Here is a 19,079-nt window from a genome sequence, read left to right as displayed (position 1 = left end):
TCATTCGTGGAAGCAAATTTAGATAGTAGAATAAAAACTTGCATCTCGCATCGTTTTCGCGCATCATAAATGTGTAGGAAATACGAGAGGGTGAGCAGAAAGTGGAAATCAGATTGTTGCGCTACTTTTTGGCGGCAGCAGAGGAACGAAATGTGTCAAGGGCAGCTCGAGCTTTGCACATTACGCAGCCAACGCTCAGCCGGCAGTTGAAGGAGTTTGAGGAAAGCCTCGGGGCGGAATTGTTCGTTCGGCAGAATAAAGAGCTCGTTTTAACGGAAGCTGGGCAGTTTCTAAAAAGCCGGGCGGAGGAGATTTTGGAGCTTGCGGAGCGGACGGAACGGGAATTTGAGGATCAAAAGAAAACACTTTTTAGCGGGCACGTTTCAATCGGCTGTGTCGAGGCGGACAACTCGGATACGGTTGCGATGATGCTCGAGGAGCTCGTTGGCGACTACCCGCAAGTAACGTTTACAATTTTCAGCGGGACAAGTGATATGATTGTTGAAAAATTGGAGAAAGGCTTACTCGATTTAGCAGTGCTACTCGAACCGGTGGACACGAAGCAATTTGAAAAATTAGTACTCCCACGTGAAGAACGTTGGGGTTTGCTTGTTTCAAGGGAATCATTTCTTGCGGCACAAGATGCTATTAAGATTGCTGACTTGGCCGGGATTCCGCTGCTCAGTTCTTCGCGAGCGGAAGTGCAGGCGATGATTGAATCTTGGTCAAAAGAACAGGGAGTTCCGTTTCAAATCGTCGGAAGGTTCAATTTGATTTTTAATGTTTTTCCGCTCGTTGAAAATCATGTCGGATCAGCACTTGGAATCGAAGGTGCCGTATCCAATCAGCGTTCGGATACGTTGAAGTTTTTGCCGCTTGTGCCGGAAGTGAAAACGAATTGTGTACTCGTTTGGAAGAAAAATCGAGAACTCTCGCCAGCCGTTTCGGTGTTTTTACAGTATTTTAAGGATGCTTTTGAGGCATAGGCAGGCTAGTTAATAAGCATTAGACGAATAGATTTGTTAGCTGTAACATGGACTTGTAGGAAGTTCAGTTACAGCTTTTTTCGTGGGGTGAAAGAATTGGATGTGGTGATTTATTTTTCACGGCAAGGGGAAAACTTGGTGAACGGGGAAATTGTAAGGATTGACACGGGGCATACAGCAATGGTTGCGAAGATAATTGCATGTGAGCTTGGGGCAGAACTGGTGCCAATTATTCCGCTAAATCCGTATCCGGATGGGTATCAGGCGGCGGTTGAACTGGCTCGGAAGGAAGCAAAATATGATGCGCGCCCGCATGTTCGGGATTTGGGGATTCAGTGGGATCGCTATGAAAGGATTTTCCTTGGCTTTCCGAATTGGTGCGGCTCGTTTCCAATGGTTATCGCAACATTGCTTGAGAAGCAGGTACTAACAGGAAAAAGGATTTATCCGTTTTGTACGCATGAAGGCGGGGCTTTTGGGAAAAGTCTTGTGGAACTCGAGCGATTGTTTCCGGAAGCGAAGTGGATGCCAGGGCTTGCGGTCAGGGGATCTCGTGCGAATAAGGCGGGAAAAGCGGTCACAAATTGGCTCGCACAACGATATGAATGGGAGGAATGAAGTTATGGCAAAGTTTGAACAGGTGAAAAATGGGGTTATTTTCCCAGCAGGTGAAAAAAATGAGGCTTTTGCGCAGTTTTTTGTCGGGCAAAGTTATCTGAAGACGTTGGTTGCAGATCCGGCTGTTAGTGTTGGGGTTGGCAATGTGACTTTTGAGCCGGGATGTCGCAATAACTGGCATATTCATCGCGGTGGCTTTCAGCTTTTGCTTGTGACTGGCGGAGAAGGTTGGTATCAAGAAGAAGGGAAAGTGGCGCAGTTCTTACGGGCTGGCGACGTGATTGTGACGCATGACGGGGTGAAACATTGGCACGGAGCTTCGAAGGATAGCTGGTTTGAACATATTGCGATTACATCAGGAACGCCGGAATGGCTTGAGCCGGTTTCGGATGAAATTTATGAGGCTTTGGAAAGCGGGGATTTGAAATGAAAAAACAAACGGCAGGACGAGATGCACTTTTTGAATTTGCACCGCAGTTTGCGGCGTTAAATGATGATGTTTTGTTCGGGGAAGTTTGGGCGCGGGAAGCGGAGCTTCCCGCACGCGATAGAAGTCTGATTACATGTGCCAGCTTGATGACGCAAGGTGTGCCGCAACTTGAAGCGCACATGAAGATTGCTAAGGAAAACGGAGTTACGAAAGCAGAAATGGTGGAACTGATCACGCATCTGGCATTTTATACGGGTTGGCCGAAAGCGTGGACGGCATTTCAGTTTGCCAAGGAAGTTTTTGATTGAAACTTCTCGGCTGACTGAGATAGAACGGGAATATGCTGGACTTGAAAGCTAAGATAAGAAAAAGGGCAGCTAAAACCTCACAGAAAAAAATTGCATCAATCGAAGCTTGAGGATTTAGGCTGACATTTAAAGCAAGATGTAAAAGGAGGAAGACTGGTGTATTCAATCGGTGAACTCGCGAAACTGGTTGGGATGACAACTCATGGTTTGCGCTATTATGAAAAGGAAGGTTTGGTAGTTCCGGCGCGAAAAGGAAATAATCGGATGTACTCCGAAGAAGATCGGCTCTGGATTGAATTTTTGATTCATATGCGAGCTACAGGGATGCCGCTTAGTGATATGAAAATCTATACGGAGTTAAGAAAGTCGGACGATCCGCCGCTCGAGGAACTCATGGCACTGCTTGTGAAGCATCGTCAATTGGTGGAAGCCAAAATTCAAGATTTCCAAAAAAATCTACTTCTTCTAGACAAGAAAATTGAAGTTTATCGTGAGGAAATCGCTAGCGGGGCGAGAAATGATTTATTTGACCATTTTGTGGGCATGGAAGTTAACGAATAATGTTTGGAAAACTGCTTCAGAGAGATTATCTTTGAAGTAGTTTTTTATACATTTGACAGAAAAATTCACAAAATAGACAAAAGTTTTCCTTATTAAGTTGGGTTTTTACCGTTTAGTCGGAGGTGAAAACTGTTATAATTGGGCAGAAAGTATAGATCATCTAAGAAAAGAGGGACAAGATGAAAAAAATAATCGTTCCGTTGTTGATGGGGATACTAATTCTAGGAGGGTGCTCAGCGATGAATGAAGATAAAGAGAAAAAGGATGCTGTTCAAACAACACCGGTGGAAGAGTATACAGGACAAGGATACAGCTTGGTGGACGGGGAGAAATCGAAAACGGTTGTCGAAAAAAATCAAGCAGAAATTGAAAAACGTGCGGTTACATATATAAAGGAAAAATATCATACTGATGTTGTTGTAAATAATGTCGTTCCGGCGCGGAATGCGGCAGTTGTGATGGTAGAGGCGAAACAGCCGATCGCGTTTCATACATCAGTGATTGTTGATGTGGATATGCAAAATAAAAAGCTTCAACCAGATGGAGCAGTTCGTTCGGAAGATGGCGAAGTTGAAAAAGCAATCGTCGGCGGCTTGTTTGTAAAAGCTTATGCGAAGGAATTTGAGAATTTGGATAGGCGACTAGTTCAGTTGGAGAAAAAATTTAATTGGTGTGGAATGACACAGGAAGCTGTGAATAAAACTGCTGATTCTGGATTTGTTACAACTCATTATTTCATATCAATTTTTGCTAAAGATTTTGAGCAAATACTGCAAGGATATCAAGAAAATCCTAAGATAACGAAAGAAGAACTGGCGGTGCTTTTCAAACAATTGGATCCTAAGGGAGAAAAAAGTTTAATTGCTATTCGTTTGTATTCAAAAACAAATAGTCTTCCTAAAGAAGAAAAGGTTCAAGAAGCTGTGAGTTGGTTTCAAAAAGGAGAAATGCTGCCTATAAGTTTATATAATTTAAGTGTTTTCAAGAATAGTATAGTAAATCAAGTGGGGCAATCTGATGGAGAAAATACGGCCAGCATTGATTTCCAAATGGGAGGGAATTAACATGGCGATACAGTTAGGTGCTACGACTGATAGCGACTTGATCGAACTCAGCGGGAAAGAAGTATACACTCATCCCCTTAAAGATGAAAAGCTCGATGTAAATGGGCATGAATACAGAGTTGTAGAACAATCTTATGATACTTCATCTGGTCTCGACTACATGGTGGTTAAGAATGTGGAGACAGGCGAAATTAGCATGATCTTTGAAGGGACGCAAGGGATCAAGGATGTTGTCACGGACGGAACGCTTCCGGGAACGGTTCCTGATGCGCAGCTTCGTGCGGCGGATGAGGCTTATAAAAGGCTTAGCGGAAAATATGCAATTTCATATGTGGGCGGGGAATTCGCTTGGCGGTGGGCTTGCCAATTATGTGGCCTCGCAAAATGAAGTGCGGAGTGTGACGTATAATCCGGCAATTCTGCCGGAGGGAAGTTATGATTTGAACAATTCGAGAATTACAAACTACATGAGTGAATATGATCCGCTGACGCTCGGCGAAATGGCGGCTGGATATGATTCGAGATTTCCAGGGAAATGTGTGAAGCTGCAAAATAACATGCCTTGGATGGGCACGATGATTAGCAATCATGTAGGCTACGGGGATAGTGTGACAATCGGCGGAAAGCAAATTCAAATTGAAGCAGATGCCTATTTGCCGATCGGTATTTGGAGCGGTGCCATTTTAACGGGAGGAACGGGGCAGAAAATTGCTATTAATCCTAAAAATATGCAGATTCTGGCCAGTAGTTTGGCAACACGGATGACGAGTCAAGTGAAGGATGCGCAAAGTTTTCTGGATGAAGCAGCGGATATCGTAATCCGAGAAGGTAGCAATCTGGATAACCGAACAAGCAGTCTGAATGTCGCTTTTGATGATCTCTTGAAGCAAACGTCGTTTGGGCAAGTTCTCGTGTATGCTGAGGCTTATGAGCAAGTACGGAATGAGGTAGAAAAGATTAACCCGATTGCGACTGGGGCGCTTGATATTATCCAGCGAATTAGAACGGCTCCATTTATCTCGGACGTGCTCGACTTTCTTTCAATGTCTCCATTCAGTGCGGTAGAAGGGTTTCTTAATATTCCGTTTTTGATCGGAGATACGCTTTTGAAACTTGAAGATATTGTAGATCGTGTTGGTCAACTTAAACGAGAAGCAATTCCTAAATTGTTTCGCGGGATAGACAATGAGTTTCTGGATGATGGTATGGTGGCGGAGCTGAGGGAGCATTATATGGTGCTTGACCGCAATAAGGATGTCGTTGTGAATCAAATTTTAACGTTTAGTGACCAAGTGGGTTATGTGGCGCGGGAAATCGAAAAGGCAGACAAATTGTTGACCGAAACGGAGCGGATTGAAGGGGTTGCGGCTCCTCCAGCGACAGCGGCGTTTTCACTAGAAGAATCCAGTGCTTTAAAAACAGGGATGGGCAAAAAGCAGACTTTAGTAGATAAGAATTTCAACGATTTTAAGGCACTGACATGCAGTTCGCTTAAACCAGCGCTTGCAAATTTGAGAAGCACGATCAATCAGCTCGGCTTGGTTTTGGAGGATGGGCTCGGCGGCTTGAAAACGATTCGCGGTGCGCTTGGCATGCTTGATATTCCGTTTGTGGATTTTGATGACAGTATGCGTGACTGGCTGGACGGGGTAATTGCGGAGGGCACGCAGTATTTGATGATGCTTGACGGTTTGGAAAATGCGGTTCGAAATGGTGAGCTCAACTTGGATGGGATTTTGGCGGCTTATCGGCCTTATATTGATACGGCGCTTTTTGAAGGGACGAAATTTCAAGATGTAATTTTGTTGAATAAGCTAGGATTCAATTTGTTCGAAAGTGCCAGAATAGTGTTCAATGATATTCGCTGGCAGCTCAGTGAAAATGAAGCGGCGGCGATTACGGCGCTTGATGGCTTGGCAGGTAAGGTGTGTTTGAATTTAGAGACGCTGATTGGCCAAATAAAACGAGGCAGTATCAATGTGTAAAATGGCGTATCCTTACTAAAAAAACGATTTTCCTTGAAACTTCCCAACGAACGTACATTCTGTGTTACAATAGGTGGGAATGGAGGATGAGCTATGGCAAAAGCGAAACGAACGACCAAATTTGTCTGCAGTTCCTGCGGCTATGAATCGCCAAAATGGATGGGGAAATGTCCTAACTGCGGAGAATGGAATCAGATGGTAGAGGCTCTTGAACCTTCGAAAAAAGCATCACGAAGCAGTTTTCAACATACTGGCGAACCTGCGAAAGCGACACGGATTACAGATGTTACGAGTGAATCTGAGAAACGTGTGCAAACGAAAATGCCGGAACTAAATCGAGTGCTCGGTGGTGGAGTTGTGGTCGGCTCCATGGTGCTTGTCGGGGGAGATCCGGGCATTGGGAAATCGACACTCCTTCTTCAAGTTTCAGCAGAACTTACGCTTGCTGGGAAAAAAGTGCTGTATATTTCAGGTGAGGAGTCGGTCAAACAAACGAAGTTGCGCGCGGAACGGCTTCAAGTTTCGGGCGATAATTTATATCTATATGCGGAAACAAATTTGGAGGCTATCCAAGAAACGATAGATTTCATCAAGCCGGACTTTGTCATCATTGATTCCATCCAAACGGTTTACCATCCAGATGTGACAAGCGCTGCCGGAAGTGTCTCGCAAGTGCGTGAATCAACAGCGGCCTTGATGCGGATCGCAAAAATGCAGAATATCACGGTTTTTATCGTCGGTCATGTGACAAAAGAAGGTGCCATCGCAGGACCGCGCTTACTGGAACACATGGTAGATACGGTGCTTTATTTTGAAGGTGAACGTCACCATGCGTATCGGATTTTACGTGCGGTTAAAAATCGGTTTGGTTCGACGAATGAAATTGGGATTTTTGAGATGCGCGATATTGGGCTTGTAGAAGTACAAAATCCATCGGAAGTTTTCCTTGAGGAACGGCTTGATAATGCATCCGGATCAACGGTTGTTGCTTCGATGGAAGGGACGCGTCCTGTTTTAGTTGAAATTCAAGCGCTTGTTTCGCCAACGATGTTTGGAAATGCCAAGCGGATGGCAACGGGGCTTGATTACAATAAAGTTTCGCTGATTATGGCGGTGCTTGAAAAACGGGTCGGATTGTTGTTGCAAAACCAAGATGCTTATCTGAAAGCGGCAGGTGGTGTAAAGCTCGATGAACCGGCCGTGGATCTTGCAATCGCAGTCAGTATTGCGTCGAGTTACAATGATAAACCAACGCGTAGTACGGACTGTTTCATCGGTGAGTTAGGTTTGACAGGTGAAGTGAGGCGTGTTGCTCGGATTGAGGAACGGGTCAAGGAAGCGGCTAAACTTGGATTCAAGCGGATTTTTATTCCTGCTAATAATGGCGGGGATTTTAAAGTGCCGAAAGATGTCGAGATTGTACATGCGGCAACGATTGCAGATGCGCTTCGGATTGCACTACCGAAGTAAAAAGATGCTTCGAATCCATTGGGCGGTTAGGCGATAAATAGTGAATCGCATACTCAACGACAATGAGTGTGCGATTTTTATATGGCGGTTTATGGCTAGAGATTTTTATAGGTGAAAGAACTGCTTTTTGTCAAACAAAATTTGCCGAGCATCTGGGATTTAGTGTAAAATAAGGGGGAACTTGTTACTGTTTTTACAATAATGCAGGAAAGGAGGAGAAAAAATGCTGAAATGGATTATTCGAGTATGTTTTATTTTATTCGGCGGGACAGCGGGTGTGTTTTCGCTTCCAGGAATTTATGGGAAAATCGGGATCGGAGATTTGTTGTGGTTGAACAATCCTTATGCTAATGCTCTTGTTGGTGCACTTATATTTTATCTTATTACTTTTTGGGCGGTGAAATATATAGAAGCCGCACTCAATTGGCTTGAGGAAAGGCTTACGCGTGTTTCAGGCGTAACCATTGTTTACGGGGGACTGGGCATGATTATTGGTCTAGTTATTGCATTTTTTGCAGGCAATGCGTTCAGCCAAACGAAGATTCCAATTGTGGATTCGGTTGTGCCGGTTGTACTTACACTTGTTCTAGCTTATCTGGGCTTTCAAGTTGGTATTAGTCGGCGGAATGAATTAGGGTCGCTTTTTTCTGGTCGGAACGCAAGGAAAAAGATGGCTACAGGTCAGGAAACTCCGGCGCAGACCCGAACGGAGGACTATAAAATCCTTGATACAAGTGTTATAATTGACGGGCGGATTGCGGATATTTTGATGACCGGTTTTTTGAACGGAACAATCGTTATTCCGTTATTTGTGCTTGCTGAACTGCAGCATATTGCCGATTCGTCGGATACGCTGAAGCGAACTCGCGGCAGACGCGGGCTTGATATTTTGAACCGGATTCAAAAGGAAGAAAAAATTCGGGTTGAAATGTATGAAGGGGATTTTGAAGATATTCCAGAAGTGGACAGCAAACTTGTGAAGCTCGCGAAAATAATGGGCGGAACGGTTGTGACGAACGACTATAACTTGAACAAGGTTTGCGAATTTCAAAATGTACCTGTGCTGAATATCAATGATTTGGCTAATGCGGTTAAACCAGTCGTACTTCCAGGGGAAAAAATGAGTGTTCTTGTCGTGAAAGACGGGAAGGAACACAATCAAGGTGTGGCTTATCTCGATGACGGTACGATGATTGTTGTTGAGGACGGGCGTAAATTTATTAATGAAACCATTGATGTCGAAGTGACAAGTGTGCTGCAAACTTCGGCGGGAAGAATGATTTTTGCTAAACCGAATGGACGATAAGCGGGTGCTTAGAAATTGATGGATTATGAACTTATTTTTCTTGCTGCTGGGCAAGGAAAACGGATGAATATGGAACAAAATAAGATGTGGCTTGAGCTTTCTGGCGAACCGCTGTTTGTTCACGCGCTTAAGCCTTTTCTGCAAGACGAACGTTGTAAGCATATTGTGATTGTCTGCCGGGAAGAAGAAACGGAGCAAATTCAGGGAGCCTTGGATAGACTCGGGGAGCAGCTTGCTGAAATTGAGCTTGTGCATGGTGGTTCGGAGCGTCAGTATAGTGTTCGGAATGGTCTTCGCAAATGCGGTCGGGCGGAGATTGTGCTCGTACATGACGGGGCGCGCCCGTTTGTTACTCGGGATATTGTAGATCGGCTCCTTGTAGGGGTTCGAGAGGTTGGTGCGGCGATTTGCGGCGTACAGGTGAAAGACACGGTGAAACGGGTTAAAAAGGATTTGGTGGCTGAGACGCTGCCACGTGAGGACTTATGGCAAGTTCAGACGCCGCAGGCTTTTAAGCGGGAGCTTTTGGTTGAGGCACACGAGTTTGCTAGCACAAGCGGATTTCTCGGTACGGATGAAGCGAGTCTTGTTGAGCGGCTTTTTGTTCCAATAAAGGTTGTTTTAGGCAGCTACTTGAATATGAAGGTGACAACGCCGGAGGATTTGCTCTTCGCGCGGGTGATTTTGGATGAACGAGGAGGGGACGAGCAGTGATTCGGATTGGACAGGGGTATGATGTGCATCAACTTGTGAAGGGAAGGAAAATGATGATCGGCGGGATTGAAATTCCGCATGAACTTGGACTTCTTGGACACAGTGATGCGGATGTATTGCTACATGCGATTACGGATGCTGTGATCGGCGCGGTAGCAAGACGCGATATCGGACACTTTTTCCCGGATACGGATGCAGCTTACAAGGATGCGGATTCAGCGGAGCTTTTACGCGAGGTGTTTCGGGAAGTGAAGAAGGACGGTTACCGACTTTCAAATTTAGACTGCACGGTGGTTGCGGAACAGCCGAAAATGGCACCGTATATTGATGCGATGCGTGACCGGATTGCAGAATTGCTTGAAGCTGAACCCAGTCAAGTGAATGTGAAAGCGACAACTTCTGAACAAATGGGGTTTGTCGGACGAGGCGAAGGGATTGCAAGCATGGCGGTTGTATTGCTTGAAAAAGAATGAGGAGTGATGGATTTTGTCTGAAAATAAAAAGGTAAGAGTGCGCTACGCGCCAAGTCCAACTGGATATTTGCATATTGGGAATGCACGTACAGCTCTTTTTAATTATTTGTTTGCGCGTCATAATGATGGAGATTTTATTATCCGGATTGAAGATACGGATTTGAAACGGAATGTGGATGGCGGCGAGGAAAGTCAGCTGCGCAACTTGAGCTGGCTTGGGATTGATTGGGATGAAGGTGTGGATAAACCGGGGAAATACGGACCATACCGCCAATCTGAGCGGAAGGATATTTACGATCCGCTACTTGAACAGTTGCTTGATGAGGGGAAAGCCTACAAGTGCTACTGCACAGAAGAAGAGCTTGAAGCGGAACGTGAAGCGCAAAAAGCACGCGGTGAAATGCCTCGTTATAGTGGGAAATGCCGCCATTTGACGGACGCTGAACGTGCGGAAAAGGAAGCGCAAGGGCTTAAACCAAGTATTCGTTTCCTTGTGCCTGAAAATGAAACGATTACGTTTAAAGATATGGTGAAAGATGATGTGTCGTTTGATACAAACGGAATTGGCGACTTTGTTATCGGCAAGAAAGATGGGATGCCAACGTATAATTTCGCAGTAGCGGTTGATGATCATTTGATGGAAATGACGCATATTTTACGCGGTGATGACCATATTTCGAATACACCGAAGCAAATTATGATCTATAATGCTTTTGGCTGGGAAGCACCAACTTTTGGACATATGACATTAATTGTGAATGAAAGTCGGAAAAAATTAAGTAAACGTGACGGCTCGATCATCCAGTTTATCGAACAATACCGCGATCTTGGATACTTGCCGGAAGCGCTGTTCAATTTTATAGCGATGCTTGGCTGGTCTCCTGAGGGCGAGGAAGAGATCTTTTCAAAAGAAGAGTTTATAAAAATGTTTGATCCAAAGCGTCTGTCGAAGTCACCGGCGCTGTTCGACAAACAAAAACTAACGTGGGTTAACAATCAATACGTGAAAAAATTACCGCTGAATGATGTGGTAGAACTTTCGTTGCCGCATTTAGTTGAAGCGGGCGTTGTTCCGGCTGATATGAGTGATGCGGAACGTGAATGGGTGCATAAACTGGTTTCGCTCTATCACGAGCAAATGAGTTATGGCGCGGAAATCGTCGGCTTGTCAGAAATGTTTTTTGCAGATGCGAGTGAAATGACATTTGATGCGGAAGAACAGGAAGTGCTTAGTGCGGAGACTGTTCCGACTGTGATCGAAGCGTTTGCGAAGGAAGCGGAATCGCTTGAACCGTTCGTTGCGGATGAAGTGAAAGCTGCAATTAAACGTGTGCAAAAAGATACGGGTGTGAAAGGAAAAGGCTTGTTTATGCCGATTCGAATTGTCACAACGGGTGAAATGCATGGACCGGAATTGCCGCTTGCAATCGAAGTCTTAGGACGCGAAAAAGTGCTTAGCCGCTTGCATACTTGGCTTGAAAATAATAAGTGATTTGAAAAAGACATCCGCACGCGGATGTCTTTTTTGATTATGGAGCTGATCTTGGCCAAGTTAAAGCAAAGAAGTCTGGCAGATCAGCGATTAACAGGGAGAATAGGGCTTTTGCAGGAACGGCTTGGCCGGGTATGGTGCCTGTAGCGCAAAAGAAAAGGTGTATAAATTTGACGAGGCTATATCCCCAAGCTTTCCAAATAACTCTCTGCTTGCGCTTCTTTATTTTGCTGTTATAATAGAGGTATTCAAATGGACGAAAACTTGGATGGGAAGAAGTACGAAACGGGAAACTCACAGAGAGAGCCGATTTTTGCTGAGAGCGGTTTAGTTGGAACGTTTTGGAAATGCCTCCCGGAGTTCTCATGGGAAATCATTCGCGAGTATCATGAGACGGCGCAGGTCGTTAAAACTAGTATGAGGTGGGACTTTTTCTAGGAAAGTTCAATCAGAGTGGAACCGCGCAAGGCGTCTCTGTGTTTGATGGAGACGTCCTTTTTGTTTGATCAAAAATGTTCGTTTGATGAGGGAGTTACAGCAAAGACAAGGGTCTAGGAGGAAACGGCATGGTGTGGAAAGTGAAAGAGGATTTGGCGACGGTGATTAAAAATGATCCGGCGACGCGCGGCTATCTGGATGCGTTTTTTACGAATGCAGGGGTTCATGCGATATGGGCGCATCGCTTTGCTCATTTTTTTTACCGGCATAAAATGATCGTATTCGCTAAAATAATTTCGCAAATAGGACGATTTTTGACGAATATTGAAATTCATCCGGGGGCGCAAATCGGCAGACGTTTGTTCATTGATCACGGCGCGGGGGTTGTGATTGGTGAAACAGTTGAGATGGGAACGGATGTTGTGATTTTTCACGGGGTGACGCTTGGGGGAACAGGGAAGCATACCGGGAAACGACACCCAACTGTAAAAAATGGCGCCATGATTTCTGCTGGGGTCAAAGTTCTTGGGCCAGTTGAAATTGGTGAGGAGTCAAAAATCGGAGCCGGCGCGGTCGTCTTGAAAAATGTACCGCCTTATGCAACTGTAGTTGGGATACCAGCACGGATTGTTCGTATTAATGGCAAAACGGTCGGACATGCGGAGCCGAACTTGGATGTGCTTTATGCGCGGATTGAAAAATTGGAACGTAAATTAGCTCAAATTGAAGAAGGAGTCGATGAATAGATGTCTCTGCAAATTTATAATACGCTGACGCGAGAGAAGGAAGTTTTTAAGCCGATTGAGGACGGGAAAGTGAAGATGTATGTCTGCGGGCCGACTGTTTACAACTATATTCACATTGGGAATGCCCGCCCGATTATTGTGTTTGATACTGTACGTCGCTATTTAACTTACCGCGGCTATGATGTAAACTTTGTTTCGAATTTTACGGATGTGGATGATAAACTGATACGGGCTGCCGAAGAGCTGAAGCTTACTGTGCCGGAAGTGGCAGACAAATTTATTGGCGCTTACTTTGATGATGTCGACCAGCTTAATGTCGCGAAGGCGACGGTCAATCCTCGTGTTACCGAAAATATGGACGAAATTATTGAATTTATTAAAGCCTTGGTCGATAAAGGTTTTGCTTACGAGTCTCAAGGTGATGTTTACTACCGGACGCGCAAATTTGAAGGTTACGGCAAGCTTTCGCACCAGCCGATTGAAGATTTGCGGCACGGGGCACGTGTTGAAACGAATGATCTGAAGGAAGAACAGCTTGATTTTGCTTTATGGAAAAAAGCGAAACCTGGCGAAATTTATTGGGAAAGTCCATTCGGAAATGGGCGCCCAGGTTGGCATATTGAATGCTCGACGCTTGCACGCAAGTATCTTGGTGATACGATTGATATTCATGCCGGCGGGCAAGATTTGATTTTCCCGCATCATGAGGATGAAATTGCGCAATCGGAAGCACTAACGGGTCATACGTTTGCCAATTATTGGATGCATAACGGTTTTTTGAATATTGATGGCGAGAAAATGTCGAAGTCGCTCGGGAATTTTATTACGCTTCACGATGTGCTTCAAGATACAGATCCGAATGTAGTGCGCTTCTTCATGCTTTCGGTGCATTACCGCCGACCGATTTCGCTTAGTGATGCCACGCTTGAGGATGCGGCCAACGGTCTTGAACGGCTTGAAACGGCTTATCAAAACTTGAAATATCGGATCGAGATGCTTGAAGAAGATTACATGGAAGCAGAGCATCAAGAAGAATGGCTTGAGCAATTGACGGAACTTAAAATGCAGTTTGAAGATGAAATGGATGATGATTTCAATACGGCTAATGCGATAACGGCTTTTTATGAGTTAGCGAAGCGGGCCAATATCTACTTGGCGCGCGATCGTGTTTCTGTTTCTGTGCTACGCGAATTTTTAAGTATGATGCAGCTGTTTGCAGAAGTCCTTGGCATTAAGCTTGAAAAAACAGCGGTAGACGGACTTGCTGATGAAGAAATTGACGATTTGATCGAGGAGCGGCTTAAAGCGCGTAATGAACGTAACTTTGCTCGGGCAGATGAAATTCGTGATTTGCTGAAAGAAAAGGATATTATTTTGGAAGATACGGCGCACGGAACACGCTGGAAACGAGGTTGACGGATGCCGCGAATGAAAGATTACAAACAGCTAAACGGACTTGCACTAGCCTATATGGGAGATGCTGTTTATGAAAAATATGTCCGAGAGCGTTTGCTCATGTTTGGTAAAACAAAACCTAATCAGCTTCACAAAGCAGCAACGAAGTATGTTTCGGCAAAAGGTCAAGCTAAGGTGCTTTCTGTACTCAGAGAAGCGGGTTTTTTGACGGAAGAAGAGGAAGCGATATTTAAGCGTGGTCGTAATGCTAAATCGCATGCGGCTCCGAAAAATACGGATGCAGTTACCTATAATTTATCAACGGCATTTGAAGCGATTATCGGTTATCTGTATCTTGGGGAAGATGAGTTGCGATTGATTGAATGGCTCGAGCGGTCGGTTCAAATTATTGAGGAGGGGAATCTTGATGGCAAATAATGAAGATTGGATTAGCGGACGGAATCCCGTTCTTGAGGTGCTCCGCTCTGGGCGGGATATCCAGAAAATTATGATCGCGGAAGGTTCGCAAAAAGGGGTAATGAAACAAATTATCGGACTTGCTAAGGAGCGCAAAGTGGAAGTTCGGTTTGTGCCAAAAGCCAAGATTGATAAGGTAGCCTCCGGCGCACACCAAGGGGTAGCTGCTCAAGTGGCGGCGTATCGCTACTTCGATTTGGAAGATTTATTCCAAAAAGCGGAAGAAAGACAAGAAAAGCCGTTTTTCATCATCCTTGACGAACTGGAAGATCCGCATAATCTTGGTTCGATCATGCGTACGGCAGATTCGGTCGGCGCACACGGGATCATTATTCCAAAGCGGCGCTCGGTCAGCTTAACGCAAACGGTGGCGAAAGCTTCAACGGGAGCAATTGAATATATTCCGGTTGTAAGGGTGACCAATATTACGCAGACGATGGATGAACTGCAAAAACGCGGTTTGTGGATGTTTGGGACGGACGCATCTGGTAGCAGCGATTACCGAACGATGGATGCGGATTTGCCGCTCGCGCTTGTCATTGGAAGCGAAGGCAAAGGAATGAGTCGTTTGGTTCGGGAAAAATGCGATTTTCTCATTCACCTGCCGATGGTCGGCAAGGTAACGTCGCTCAACGCTTCTGTTGCGGCAAGTATTTTAATGTATGAAGTATACCGTAAACGTCAGCCGTTGGAGCAGTAGTTATGAAGCAGATCTTGCTTGTCGACGGTTATAATGTGATCGGAGCTTGGCCGGAACTCAGCCGATTAAAAGACTATGATTTGGAATCGGCGCGGAATATGTTGATTGAATGGATGGCAGAATATCAAAGTTATACGGGTTATCAGGTAGTCGTGGTGTTTGATGCTCAGTATGTTAAGGGTATAAAAAGAAAGTTCAAGAAAAACAATATTGATGTCGTTTTTACGAAAGAAGATGAAACGGCCGATGAATATATCGAACGAAAAGCGATTGCATGGAAAAATGCGAAAACGCAAATCATGGTGGCAACGAGCGACTATACGGAGCAGTGGGCGATTTTCGGACAAGGCGCACTTCGGATTTCATCACGTGAACTGCTGTTTGAAATTCAAGAAATGAGCAGGGAAATTGATAAGAAAATCAAACGAATCCAAGAAGAAAAGCCGAAATCAAAGCTTAATCTGGATTCTGAGGTGATCAAACAGTTAGAAAACTGGCGAAGGGGCGAAAAATAGTGATTGACGCTTCTGTGTTCTGCTTAGTATAATGAAGCAATCAAAATTCTTCTAGCAAAGGAGCAGACCAACCATTGAAGAATGAAAACCATGATCCAAACAATGAACTGGAATTGCTTGAACTTGCTCGGGGGGGAAATGCGGAAGCGCTAGAATACTTTTTTTCAAAATACCAATCGATTATTTACTGGAAAGCCACACAGTATTTTTTGCAGGGAGCAGAACGTGAAGATTTGATTCAAGAAGGGATGATCGGGCTTTTCAAAGCGATTCGCGACTACGATCCAGAAAGAGAGGCATCGTTTAAGTCTTTTGCGGAAATGTGCATCAATCGGCAGTTGCTTTCTGCGGTGAAACGATCGCTTCGGAAGAAAAATATGCCGCTCAACCAGTCGGTTTCACTTGATACACCGCTTCTTCAAGATGATGAGACGGTTGACTGGACGCTACTTGATGTCATTTCAGAGAAGCAGGCAGAGACGCCAGAAGATTTCTTGATTAAGAATGAGGATGTGGCACAGGCGGCAAGAAAACTGGAGCAAGTGACGAGCGATTTTGAGAAGCAAGTTTTGCGGCATTATCTTGAGGGGAAAAGTTATCAAGAAATGGCAGAAATCTTTGATGTGAAAGAAAAATCAATTGATAATGCGTTACAGCGAATTAAGCGTAAAATGGGAAAAGAACTGCATTAAGTTGATTTTGTAACTAAATGGACACAAAAATTGAATTGACGCCACCAGTTGAGAAATGATATATTTATAGAGGTGGATAGTCTTCTTTGAAACATCACGAATTGAAAAGTATCGGAGTTGAAAGAAGAAAATGAAAAAGAAAACTTCACTTGCGTGCAGCGAGTGCGGATCTAGAAATTACACAATAAGTGCTAGCGGTACAAATAAACAAGTTCGTTTAGAAGTTAAAAAGTTTTGCCGGCACTGTAATAAACACACACTACATCGGGAAACGAAATAGGGTTATTGGAGGTTTAGACATGTCAGCAATTACAAGATTCTTTAAAAATGTTGGTTCTGAAATGAGCAAAGTTACATGGCCAACACGTCAAGAAATGGTGAAATACACTGTTACTGTAGTTATCACAGTTATTCTTTTTGCCGTATTCTTCATGGTCTTAGATTTTGGAATCGAACAACTGATTCAACTTATTCTTTAAGACTGGGATTTTTATAAAAAGAGTGCTATAATACTACTTGAGCTAAAACCCGATTTTAACCGGGTTTTTTGTTTTGAAAAAAATCGTATCTAACTTGAATTTTGATATAAAACTTAAAGGAGGATGGCGGCAAAAGTGCCGCCAACAAAACAATGGAAAAAAATTGGTATGTTGTACACACTTATTCTGGTTATGAAAACAAAGTAAAAGCAAACCTTGAAAAACGTGTGGAATCCATGGGGATGTCGGATAAAATTTTCCGCGTCATCGTCCCAGAAGAAGAGGAAACGGAAGTAAAGAACGGCAAAACGAAAACGGTCAAACGGAAAACATTCCCAGGTTATGTTTTAGTTGAAATCGTTATGACAGATGATTCTTGGTATGTTGTACGGAACACGCCAGGCGTAACAGGATTTGTCGGTTCGGCTGGTTCTGGATCAAAACCAACACCACTTCTTCCAGATGAAGCAGATCGCATTCTCAAAACAATGGGAATGGTTGACAAAGCGGCTGAGGCAGACTTTGAAATCGGCGAAACCGTTATGGTCAAAGAAGGACCGTTTGCAGATTACTCAGGTAAGGTGGACGAAATGGACTTTGATAAGGGTAAAGCTAAAGTAATGGTAAACATGTTTGGTCGCGAAACACCGGTCGAAGTAGACTTCAATCAGGTTGAAAAAATCTAACAAATTTGTGAGCAGCTTGCGGAAGCAAGCTGCTTTTTTCGCGCTAAGCAGAAATATAGAAACAGAAAGAGCTTGAAAAAACATAAAAAGCACTACAACATCAATTCGCAAATTAGATCTTGCGTTTATTGCGCATTGGTGGTATCATTTACAAGTACGTTTTTGCGTATTTTTTGACGTGGGAGGGGAAATTTTCATCCCCATATAACCACAGCACGGACTTAAGGAGGTATGTCTCGTGGCTAAGAAAGTTATCAAAGAAGTGAAGCTTCAAATTCCAGCAGGTAAAGCAAATCCTGCACCTCCAGTCGGACCTGCACTAGGTCAAGCTGGTGTAAACATTATGGGATTCTGTAAAGAGTTTAATGCTCGTACAGCCGATCAAGCTGGTCTTATCATTCCTGTTGTAATCAGTGTATTTGAAGACCGTTCGTTTACGTTCATCACTAAAACTCCGCCAGCAGCTGTTTTGCTTAAAAAAAGCGGCTAAAGTGGAAAAAGGCTCTGGTGAACCTAACCGTAACAAAGTTGCAACTGTAACTCGTGCTCAAGTACAAGAAATTGCTGAAACAAAAATGCCTGACTTAAACGCTGCAAATGTTGAATCTGCAATGCGTATGGTTGAAGGTACAGCTCGTTCTATGGGATTCACTGTAGAAGACTAATTTCAAGCAATTCTGAAACAATAAGGAGGAAAAGAAATGGCTAAGAAAGGTAAAAAGTATCAAGCAGCTTTAGAAAAAGTTGATACAAATAAAGCGTATACTGTTGAAGAAGCAGTAGCGCTTGCTAAAGAAATCGATTTCGCCGGCTTTGATGCGACTGTTGAAGTTGCATTCCGTCTTGGCGTAGACCCTAAAAAAGCGGACCAACAAATCCGTGGTGCCGTAGTACTTCCAAACGGTACGGGTAAAACTCAACGTGTTTTGGTATTCGCTAAAGGAGAAAAAGCAAAAGAAGCAGAAGCTGCTGGAGCTGACTTCGTTGGGGAATCTGATTATGTAGAAAAAATCAACCAAGGCTGGTTTGATTTTGACGTAATCGTAGCAACTCCTGACATGATGGGTGAAGTTGGTAAATTAGGTCGTGTCCTTGGACCAAAAGGCCTAATGCCAAACCCTAAAACGGGTACAGTTACGATGGACGTAACAAAAGCAGTTAATGAAATTAAAGCTGGTAAAGTGGAATACCGTGTTGACAAAGCTGGTAACATCCACACTGCTATCGGTAAAGTTTCATTTGACACTGATAAATTGATCGAAAACTTCCGCACGGTTAATGACGTGCTTCAAAAAGCGAAACCAGCTGCAGCGAAAGGTACTTACGTGAAACACTTGAGCGTAACTACTACTTTCGGACCTGGAATCCAAGTAGATCCATCGTCTCTATAATCTTAACTTGACGCCTTTTCTGTTTTTTGATAAGATAGGAAAGGCTTAAAAGTGAATATCCTTACCGTAGACAGCAGGTACGCCTTGTGCGTTTAAAATATGCCCGCCGAGGAATTTATAGATGAACAGATTTTCTGTTTTCTTGACCCTTCG

Annotated in this window: 21 protein-coding genes, 2 pseudogenes and 2 other annotated features (1 of these 25 running past the window's edge); all 23 genes and pseudogenes read left to right on the top strand. The window is 44.1% G+C overall.

Annotation, left to right across the window (positions count from 1 at the left end; all coding sequences use genetic code 11):
- Positions 1 to 101 precede the first annotated feature (101 nt).
- The 23 genes and pseudogenes from MFLO_RS01355 (at position 102) to rplA (ending at position 18,926) form a co-directional block, all read left to right on the top strand.
- Positions 102 to 986 (top strand): LysR family transcriptional regulator, encoded by an 885-nt coding sequence (locus tag MFLO_RS01355; protein ID WP_036095809.1) that lies wholly within the window; start codon positions 102 to 104, stop codon positions 984 to 986.
- Positions 987 to 1,088: 102 nt separating this feature from the next.
- A complete protein-coding gene (locus MFLO_RS01350) occupies positions 1,089 to 1,604 on the top strand; it encodes a flavodoxin (protein WP_241433503.1) in 516 nt (171 codons plus the stop codon).
- A 4-nt stretch (positions 1,605 to 1,608) separates the two neighbouring features.
- Positions 1,609 to 2,034, top strand: a complete 426-nt coding sequence (locus MFLO_RS01345) for a cupin domain-containing protein (RefSeq protein WP_036095807.1) — start codon at positions 1,609 to 1,611, stop codon at positions 2,032 to 2,034.
- Positions 2,031 to 2,342, top strand: a complete 312-nt coding sequence (locus MFLO_RS01340; protein ID WP_036095804.1) for a carboxymuconolactone decarboxylase family protein — start codon at positions 2,031 to 2,033, stop codon at positions 2,340 to 2,342. The genes MFLO_RS01345 and MFLO_RS01340 overlap by 4 nt, the downstream gene beginning before the upstream one ends.
- Positions 2,343 to 2,498: 156 nt before the next feature.
- Positions 2,499 to 2,903 carry a MerR family transcriptional regulator gene (locus MFLO_RS01335; RefSeq protein WP_051993395.1) on the top strand — a complete coding sequence of 135 codons (405 nt, stop codon included), beginning with the start codon at positions 2,499 to 2,501 and terminating at the stop codon, positions 2,901 to 2,903.
- A 239-nt stretch (positions 2,904 to 3,142) separates the two neighbouring features.
- The gene (locus MFLO_RS01330) at positions 3,143 to 3,967 is read left to right on the top strand and encodes a DUF1672 family protein (protein WP_051993392.1); all 825 of its coding nucleotides are present in this window, start codon (positions 3,143 to 3,145) and stop codon (positions 3,965 to 3,967) included.
- Position 3,968: 1 nt separating this feature from the next.
- A pseudogene (locus MFLO_RS01325) lies at positions 3,969 to 5,952 on the top strand (SA1320 family protein).
- 93 nt (positions 5,953 to 6,045) lie between these two features.
- Positions 6,046 to 7,422, top strand: coding sequence for a DNA repair protein RadA (radA, locus tag MFLO_RS01320; RefSeq protein WP_036095798.1), 1,377 nt, complete (start codon positions 6,046 to 6,048; stop codon positions 7,420 to 7,422).
- A gap of 223 nt (positions 7,423 to 7,645) precedes the next feature.
- Entirely contained in the window at positions 7,646 to 8,728 is a 1,083-nt protein-coding gene (locus MFLO_RS01315; protein ID WP_036095796.1) for a PIN/TRAM domain-containing protein, read from the top strand.
- Positions 8,729 to 8,746: 18 nt separating this feature from the next.
- On the top strand, positions 8,747 to 9,442 hold the full coding sequence (gene ispD, locus MFLO_RS01310; RefSeq protein ID WP_036095793.1) for a 2-C-methyl-D-erythritol 4-phosphate cytidylyltransferase: 696 nt from the start codon (positions 8,747 to 8,749) through the stop codon (positions 9,440 to 9,442).
- Entirely contained in the window at positions 9,439 to 9,915 is a 477-nt protein-coding gene (ispF, locus tag MFLO_RS01305) for a 2-C-methyl-D-erythritol 2,4-cyclodiphosphate synthase (RefSeq protein ID WP_036095789.1), read from the top strand. Before ispD ends, ispF begins: the two co-directional genes overlap by 4 nt.
- A gap of 13 nt (positions 9,916 to 9,928) precedes the next feature.
- Positions 9,929 to 11,407, top strand: a complete 1,479-nt coding sequence (gltX, locus tag MFLO_RS01300; RefSeq protein WP_036095788.1) for a glutamate--tRNA ligase — start codon at positions 9,929 to 9,931, stop codon at positions 11,405 to 11,407.
- A gap of 256 nt (positions 11,408 to 11,663) precedes the next feature.
- Positions 11,664 to 11,886: a binding site (T-box leader), on the top strand.
- 87 nt (positions 11,887 to 11,973) lie between these two features.
- Positions 11,974 to 12,591 carry a serine O-acetyltransferase EpsC gene (epsC, locus tag MFLO_RS01290; protein WP_036095784.1) on the top strand — a complete coding sequence of 206 codons (618 nt, stop codon included), beginning with the start codon at positions 11,974 to 11,976 and terminating at the stop codon, positions 12,589 to 12,591.
- Positions 12,592 to 14,007 carry a cysteine--tRNA ligase gene (gene cysS / locus MFLO_RS01285; protein ID WP_036095782.1) on the top strand — a complete coding sequence of 472 codons (1,416 nt, stop codon included), beginning with the start codon at positions 12,592 to 12,594 and terminating at the stop codon, positions 14,005 to 14,007.
- Positions 14,008 to 14,010: 3 nt separating this feature from the next.
- Positions 14,011 to 14,424: a Mini-ribonuclease 3 gene (locus tag MFLO_RS01280; RefSeq protein ID WP_036095779.1), complete on the top strand. Its 414-nt coding sequence runs from the start codon at positions 14,011 to 14,013 to the stop codon at positions 14,422 to 14,424.
- A complete protein-coding gene (rlmB, locus tag MFLO_RS01275) occupies positions 14,414 to 15,163 on the top strand; it encodes a 23S rRNA (guanosine(2251)-2'-O)-methyltransferase RlmB (protein WP_036095776.1) in 750 nt (249 codons plus the stop codon). The genes MFLO_RS01280 and rlmB overlap by 11 nt, the downstream gene beginning before the upstream one ends.
- A gap of 2 nt (positions 15,164 to 15,165) precedes the next feature.
- The gene (locus MFLO_RS01270) at positions 15,166 to 15,678 is read left to right on the top strand and encodes an NYN domain-containing protein (RefSeq protein ID WP_036095773.1); all 513 of its coding nucleotides are present in this window, start codon (positions 15,166 to 15,168) and stop codon (positions 15,676 to 15,678) included.
- Between the two features lie 74 nt (positions 15,679 to 15,752).
- Positions 15,753 to 16,370: an RNA polymerase factor sigma-70 gene (locus MFLO_RS01265; RefSeq protein WP_036095771.1), complete on the top strand. Its 618-nt coding sequence runs from the start codon at positions 15,753 to 15,755 to the stop codon at positions 16,368 to 16,370.
- Between the two features lie 130 nt (positions 16,371 to 16,500).
- The gene (gene rpmG / locus MFLO_RS14965) at positions 16,501 to 16,650 is read left to right on the top strand and encodes a 50S ribosomal protein L33 (protein ID WP_077913116.1); all 150 of its coding nucleotides are present in this window, start codon (positions 16,501 to 16,503) and stop codon (positions 16,648 to 16,650) included.
- Between the two features lie 19 nt (positions 16,651 to 16,669).
- Positions 16,670 to 16,849: a preprotein translocase subunit SecE gene (secE, locus tag MFLO_RS01260; RefSeq protein WP_036095768.1), complete on the top strand. Its 180-nt coding sequence runs from the start codon at positions 16,670 to 16,672 to the stop codon at positions 16,847 to 16,849.
- A 152-nt stretch (positions 16,850 to 17,001) separates the two neighbouring features.
- Entirely contained in the window at positions 17,002 to 17,535 is a 534-nt protein-coding gene (gene nusG / locus MFLO_RS01255; RefSeq protein ID WP_036095765.1) for a transcription termination/antitermination protein NusG, read from the top strand.
- A gap of 238 nt (positions 17,536 to 17,773) precedes the next feature.
- Positions 17,774 to 18,200 (top strand): annotated as a pseudogene (gene rplK, locus MFLO_RS01250) (50S ribosomal protein L11).
- 36 nt (positions 18,201 to 18,236) lie between these two features.
- A complete protein-coding gene (gene rplA, locus MFLO_RS01245; RefSeq protein ID WP_036095762.1) occupies positions 18,237 to 18,926 on the top strand; it encodes a 50S ribosomal protein L1 in 690 nt (229 codons plus the stop codon).
- A gap of 46 nt (positions 18,927 to 18,972) precedes the next feature.
- Positions 18,973 to 19,079 (top strand) — a sequence feature (ribosomal protein L10 leader region) (it continues 36 nt past the right edge of the window).

Origin of the sequence: Listeria floridensis FSL S10-1187, assembly GCF_000525875.1 — a bacterium.
Taxonomy (GTDB): domain Bacteria; phylum Bacillota; class Bacilli; order Lactobacillales; family Listeriaceae; genus Listeria; species Listeria floridensis.
Note: the sequence above shows the minus strand (reverse complement) of the source record. Positions and strands in the feature narration are given on the sequence as shown.

What these genes read in the sequence shown, in the direction of transcription:
- ispD (WP_036095793.1), top strand. Translation starts at nt 8,747, where the DNA reads ATGGATTATGAACTTATTTTTCTTGCTGCTGGGCAAGGAAAACGGATG.
- rlmB (WP_036095776.1), top strand. Translation starts at nt 14,414, where the DNA reads ATGGCAAATAATGAAGATTGGATTAGCGGACGGAATCCCGTTCTTGAG.
- epsC (WP_036095784.1), top strand. Translation starts at nt 11,974, where the DNA reads ATGGTGTGGAAAGTGAAAGAGGATTTGGCGACGGTGATTAAAAATGAT.
- MFLO_RS01340 (WP_036095804.1), top strand. Translation starts at nt 2,031, where the DNA reads ATGAAAAAACAAACGGCAGGACGAGATGCACTTTTTGAATTTGCACCG.
- rpmG (WP_077913116.1), top strand. Translation starts at nt 16,501, where the DNA reads ATGAAAAAGAAAACTTCACTTGCGTGCAGCGAGTGCGGATCTAGAAAT.
- secE (WP_036095768.1), top strand. Translation starts at nt 16,670, where the DNA reads ATGTCAGCAATTACAAGATTCTTTAAAAATGTTGGTTCTGAAATGAGC.
- MFLO_RS01330 (WP_051993392.1), top strand. Translation starts at nt 3,143, where the DNA reads ATGAATGAAGATAAAGAGAAAAAGGATGCTGTTCAAACAACACCGGTG.
- radA (WP_036095798.1), top strand. Translation starts at nt 6,046, where the DNA reads ATGGCAAAAGCGAAACGAACGACCAAATTTGTCTGCAGTTCCTGCGGC.
- cysS (WP_036095782.1), top strand. Translation starts at nt 12,592, where the DNA reads ATGTCTCTGCAAATTTATAATACGCTGACGCGAGAGAAGGAAGTTTTT.
- MFLO_RS01270 (WP_036095773.1), top strand. Translation starts at nt 15,166, where the DNA reads ATGAAGCAGATCTTGCTTGTCGACGGTTATAATGTGATCGGAGCTTGG.
- MFLO_RS01345 (WP_036095807.1), top strand. Translation starts at nt 1,609, where the DNA reads ATGGCAAAGTTTGAACAGGTGAAAAATGGGGTTATTTTCCCAGCAGGT.
- rplA (WP_036095762.1), top strand. Translation starts at nt 18,237, where the DNA reads ATGGCTAAGAAAGGTAAAAAGTATCAAGCAGCTTTAGAAAAAGTTGAT.
- MFLO_RS01315 (WP_036095796.1), top strand. Translation starts at nt 7,646, where the DNA reads ATGCTGAAATGGATTATTCGAGTATGTTTTATTTTATTCGGCGGGACA.
- nusG (WP_036095765.1), top strand. Translation starts at nt 17,002, where the DNA reads ATGGAAAAAAATTGGTATGTTGTACACACTTATTCTGGTTATGAAAAC.
- MFLO_RS01280 (WP_036095779.1), top strand. Translation starts at nt 14,011, where the DNA reads ATGCCGCGAATGAAAGATTACAAACAGCTAAACGGACTTGCACTAGCC.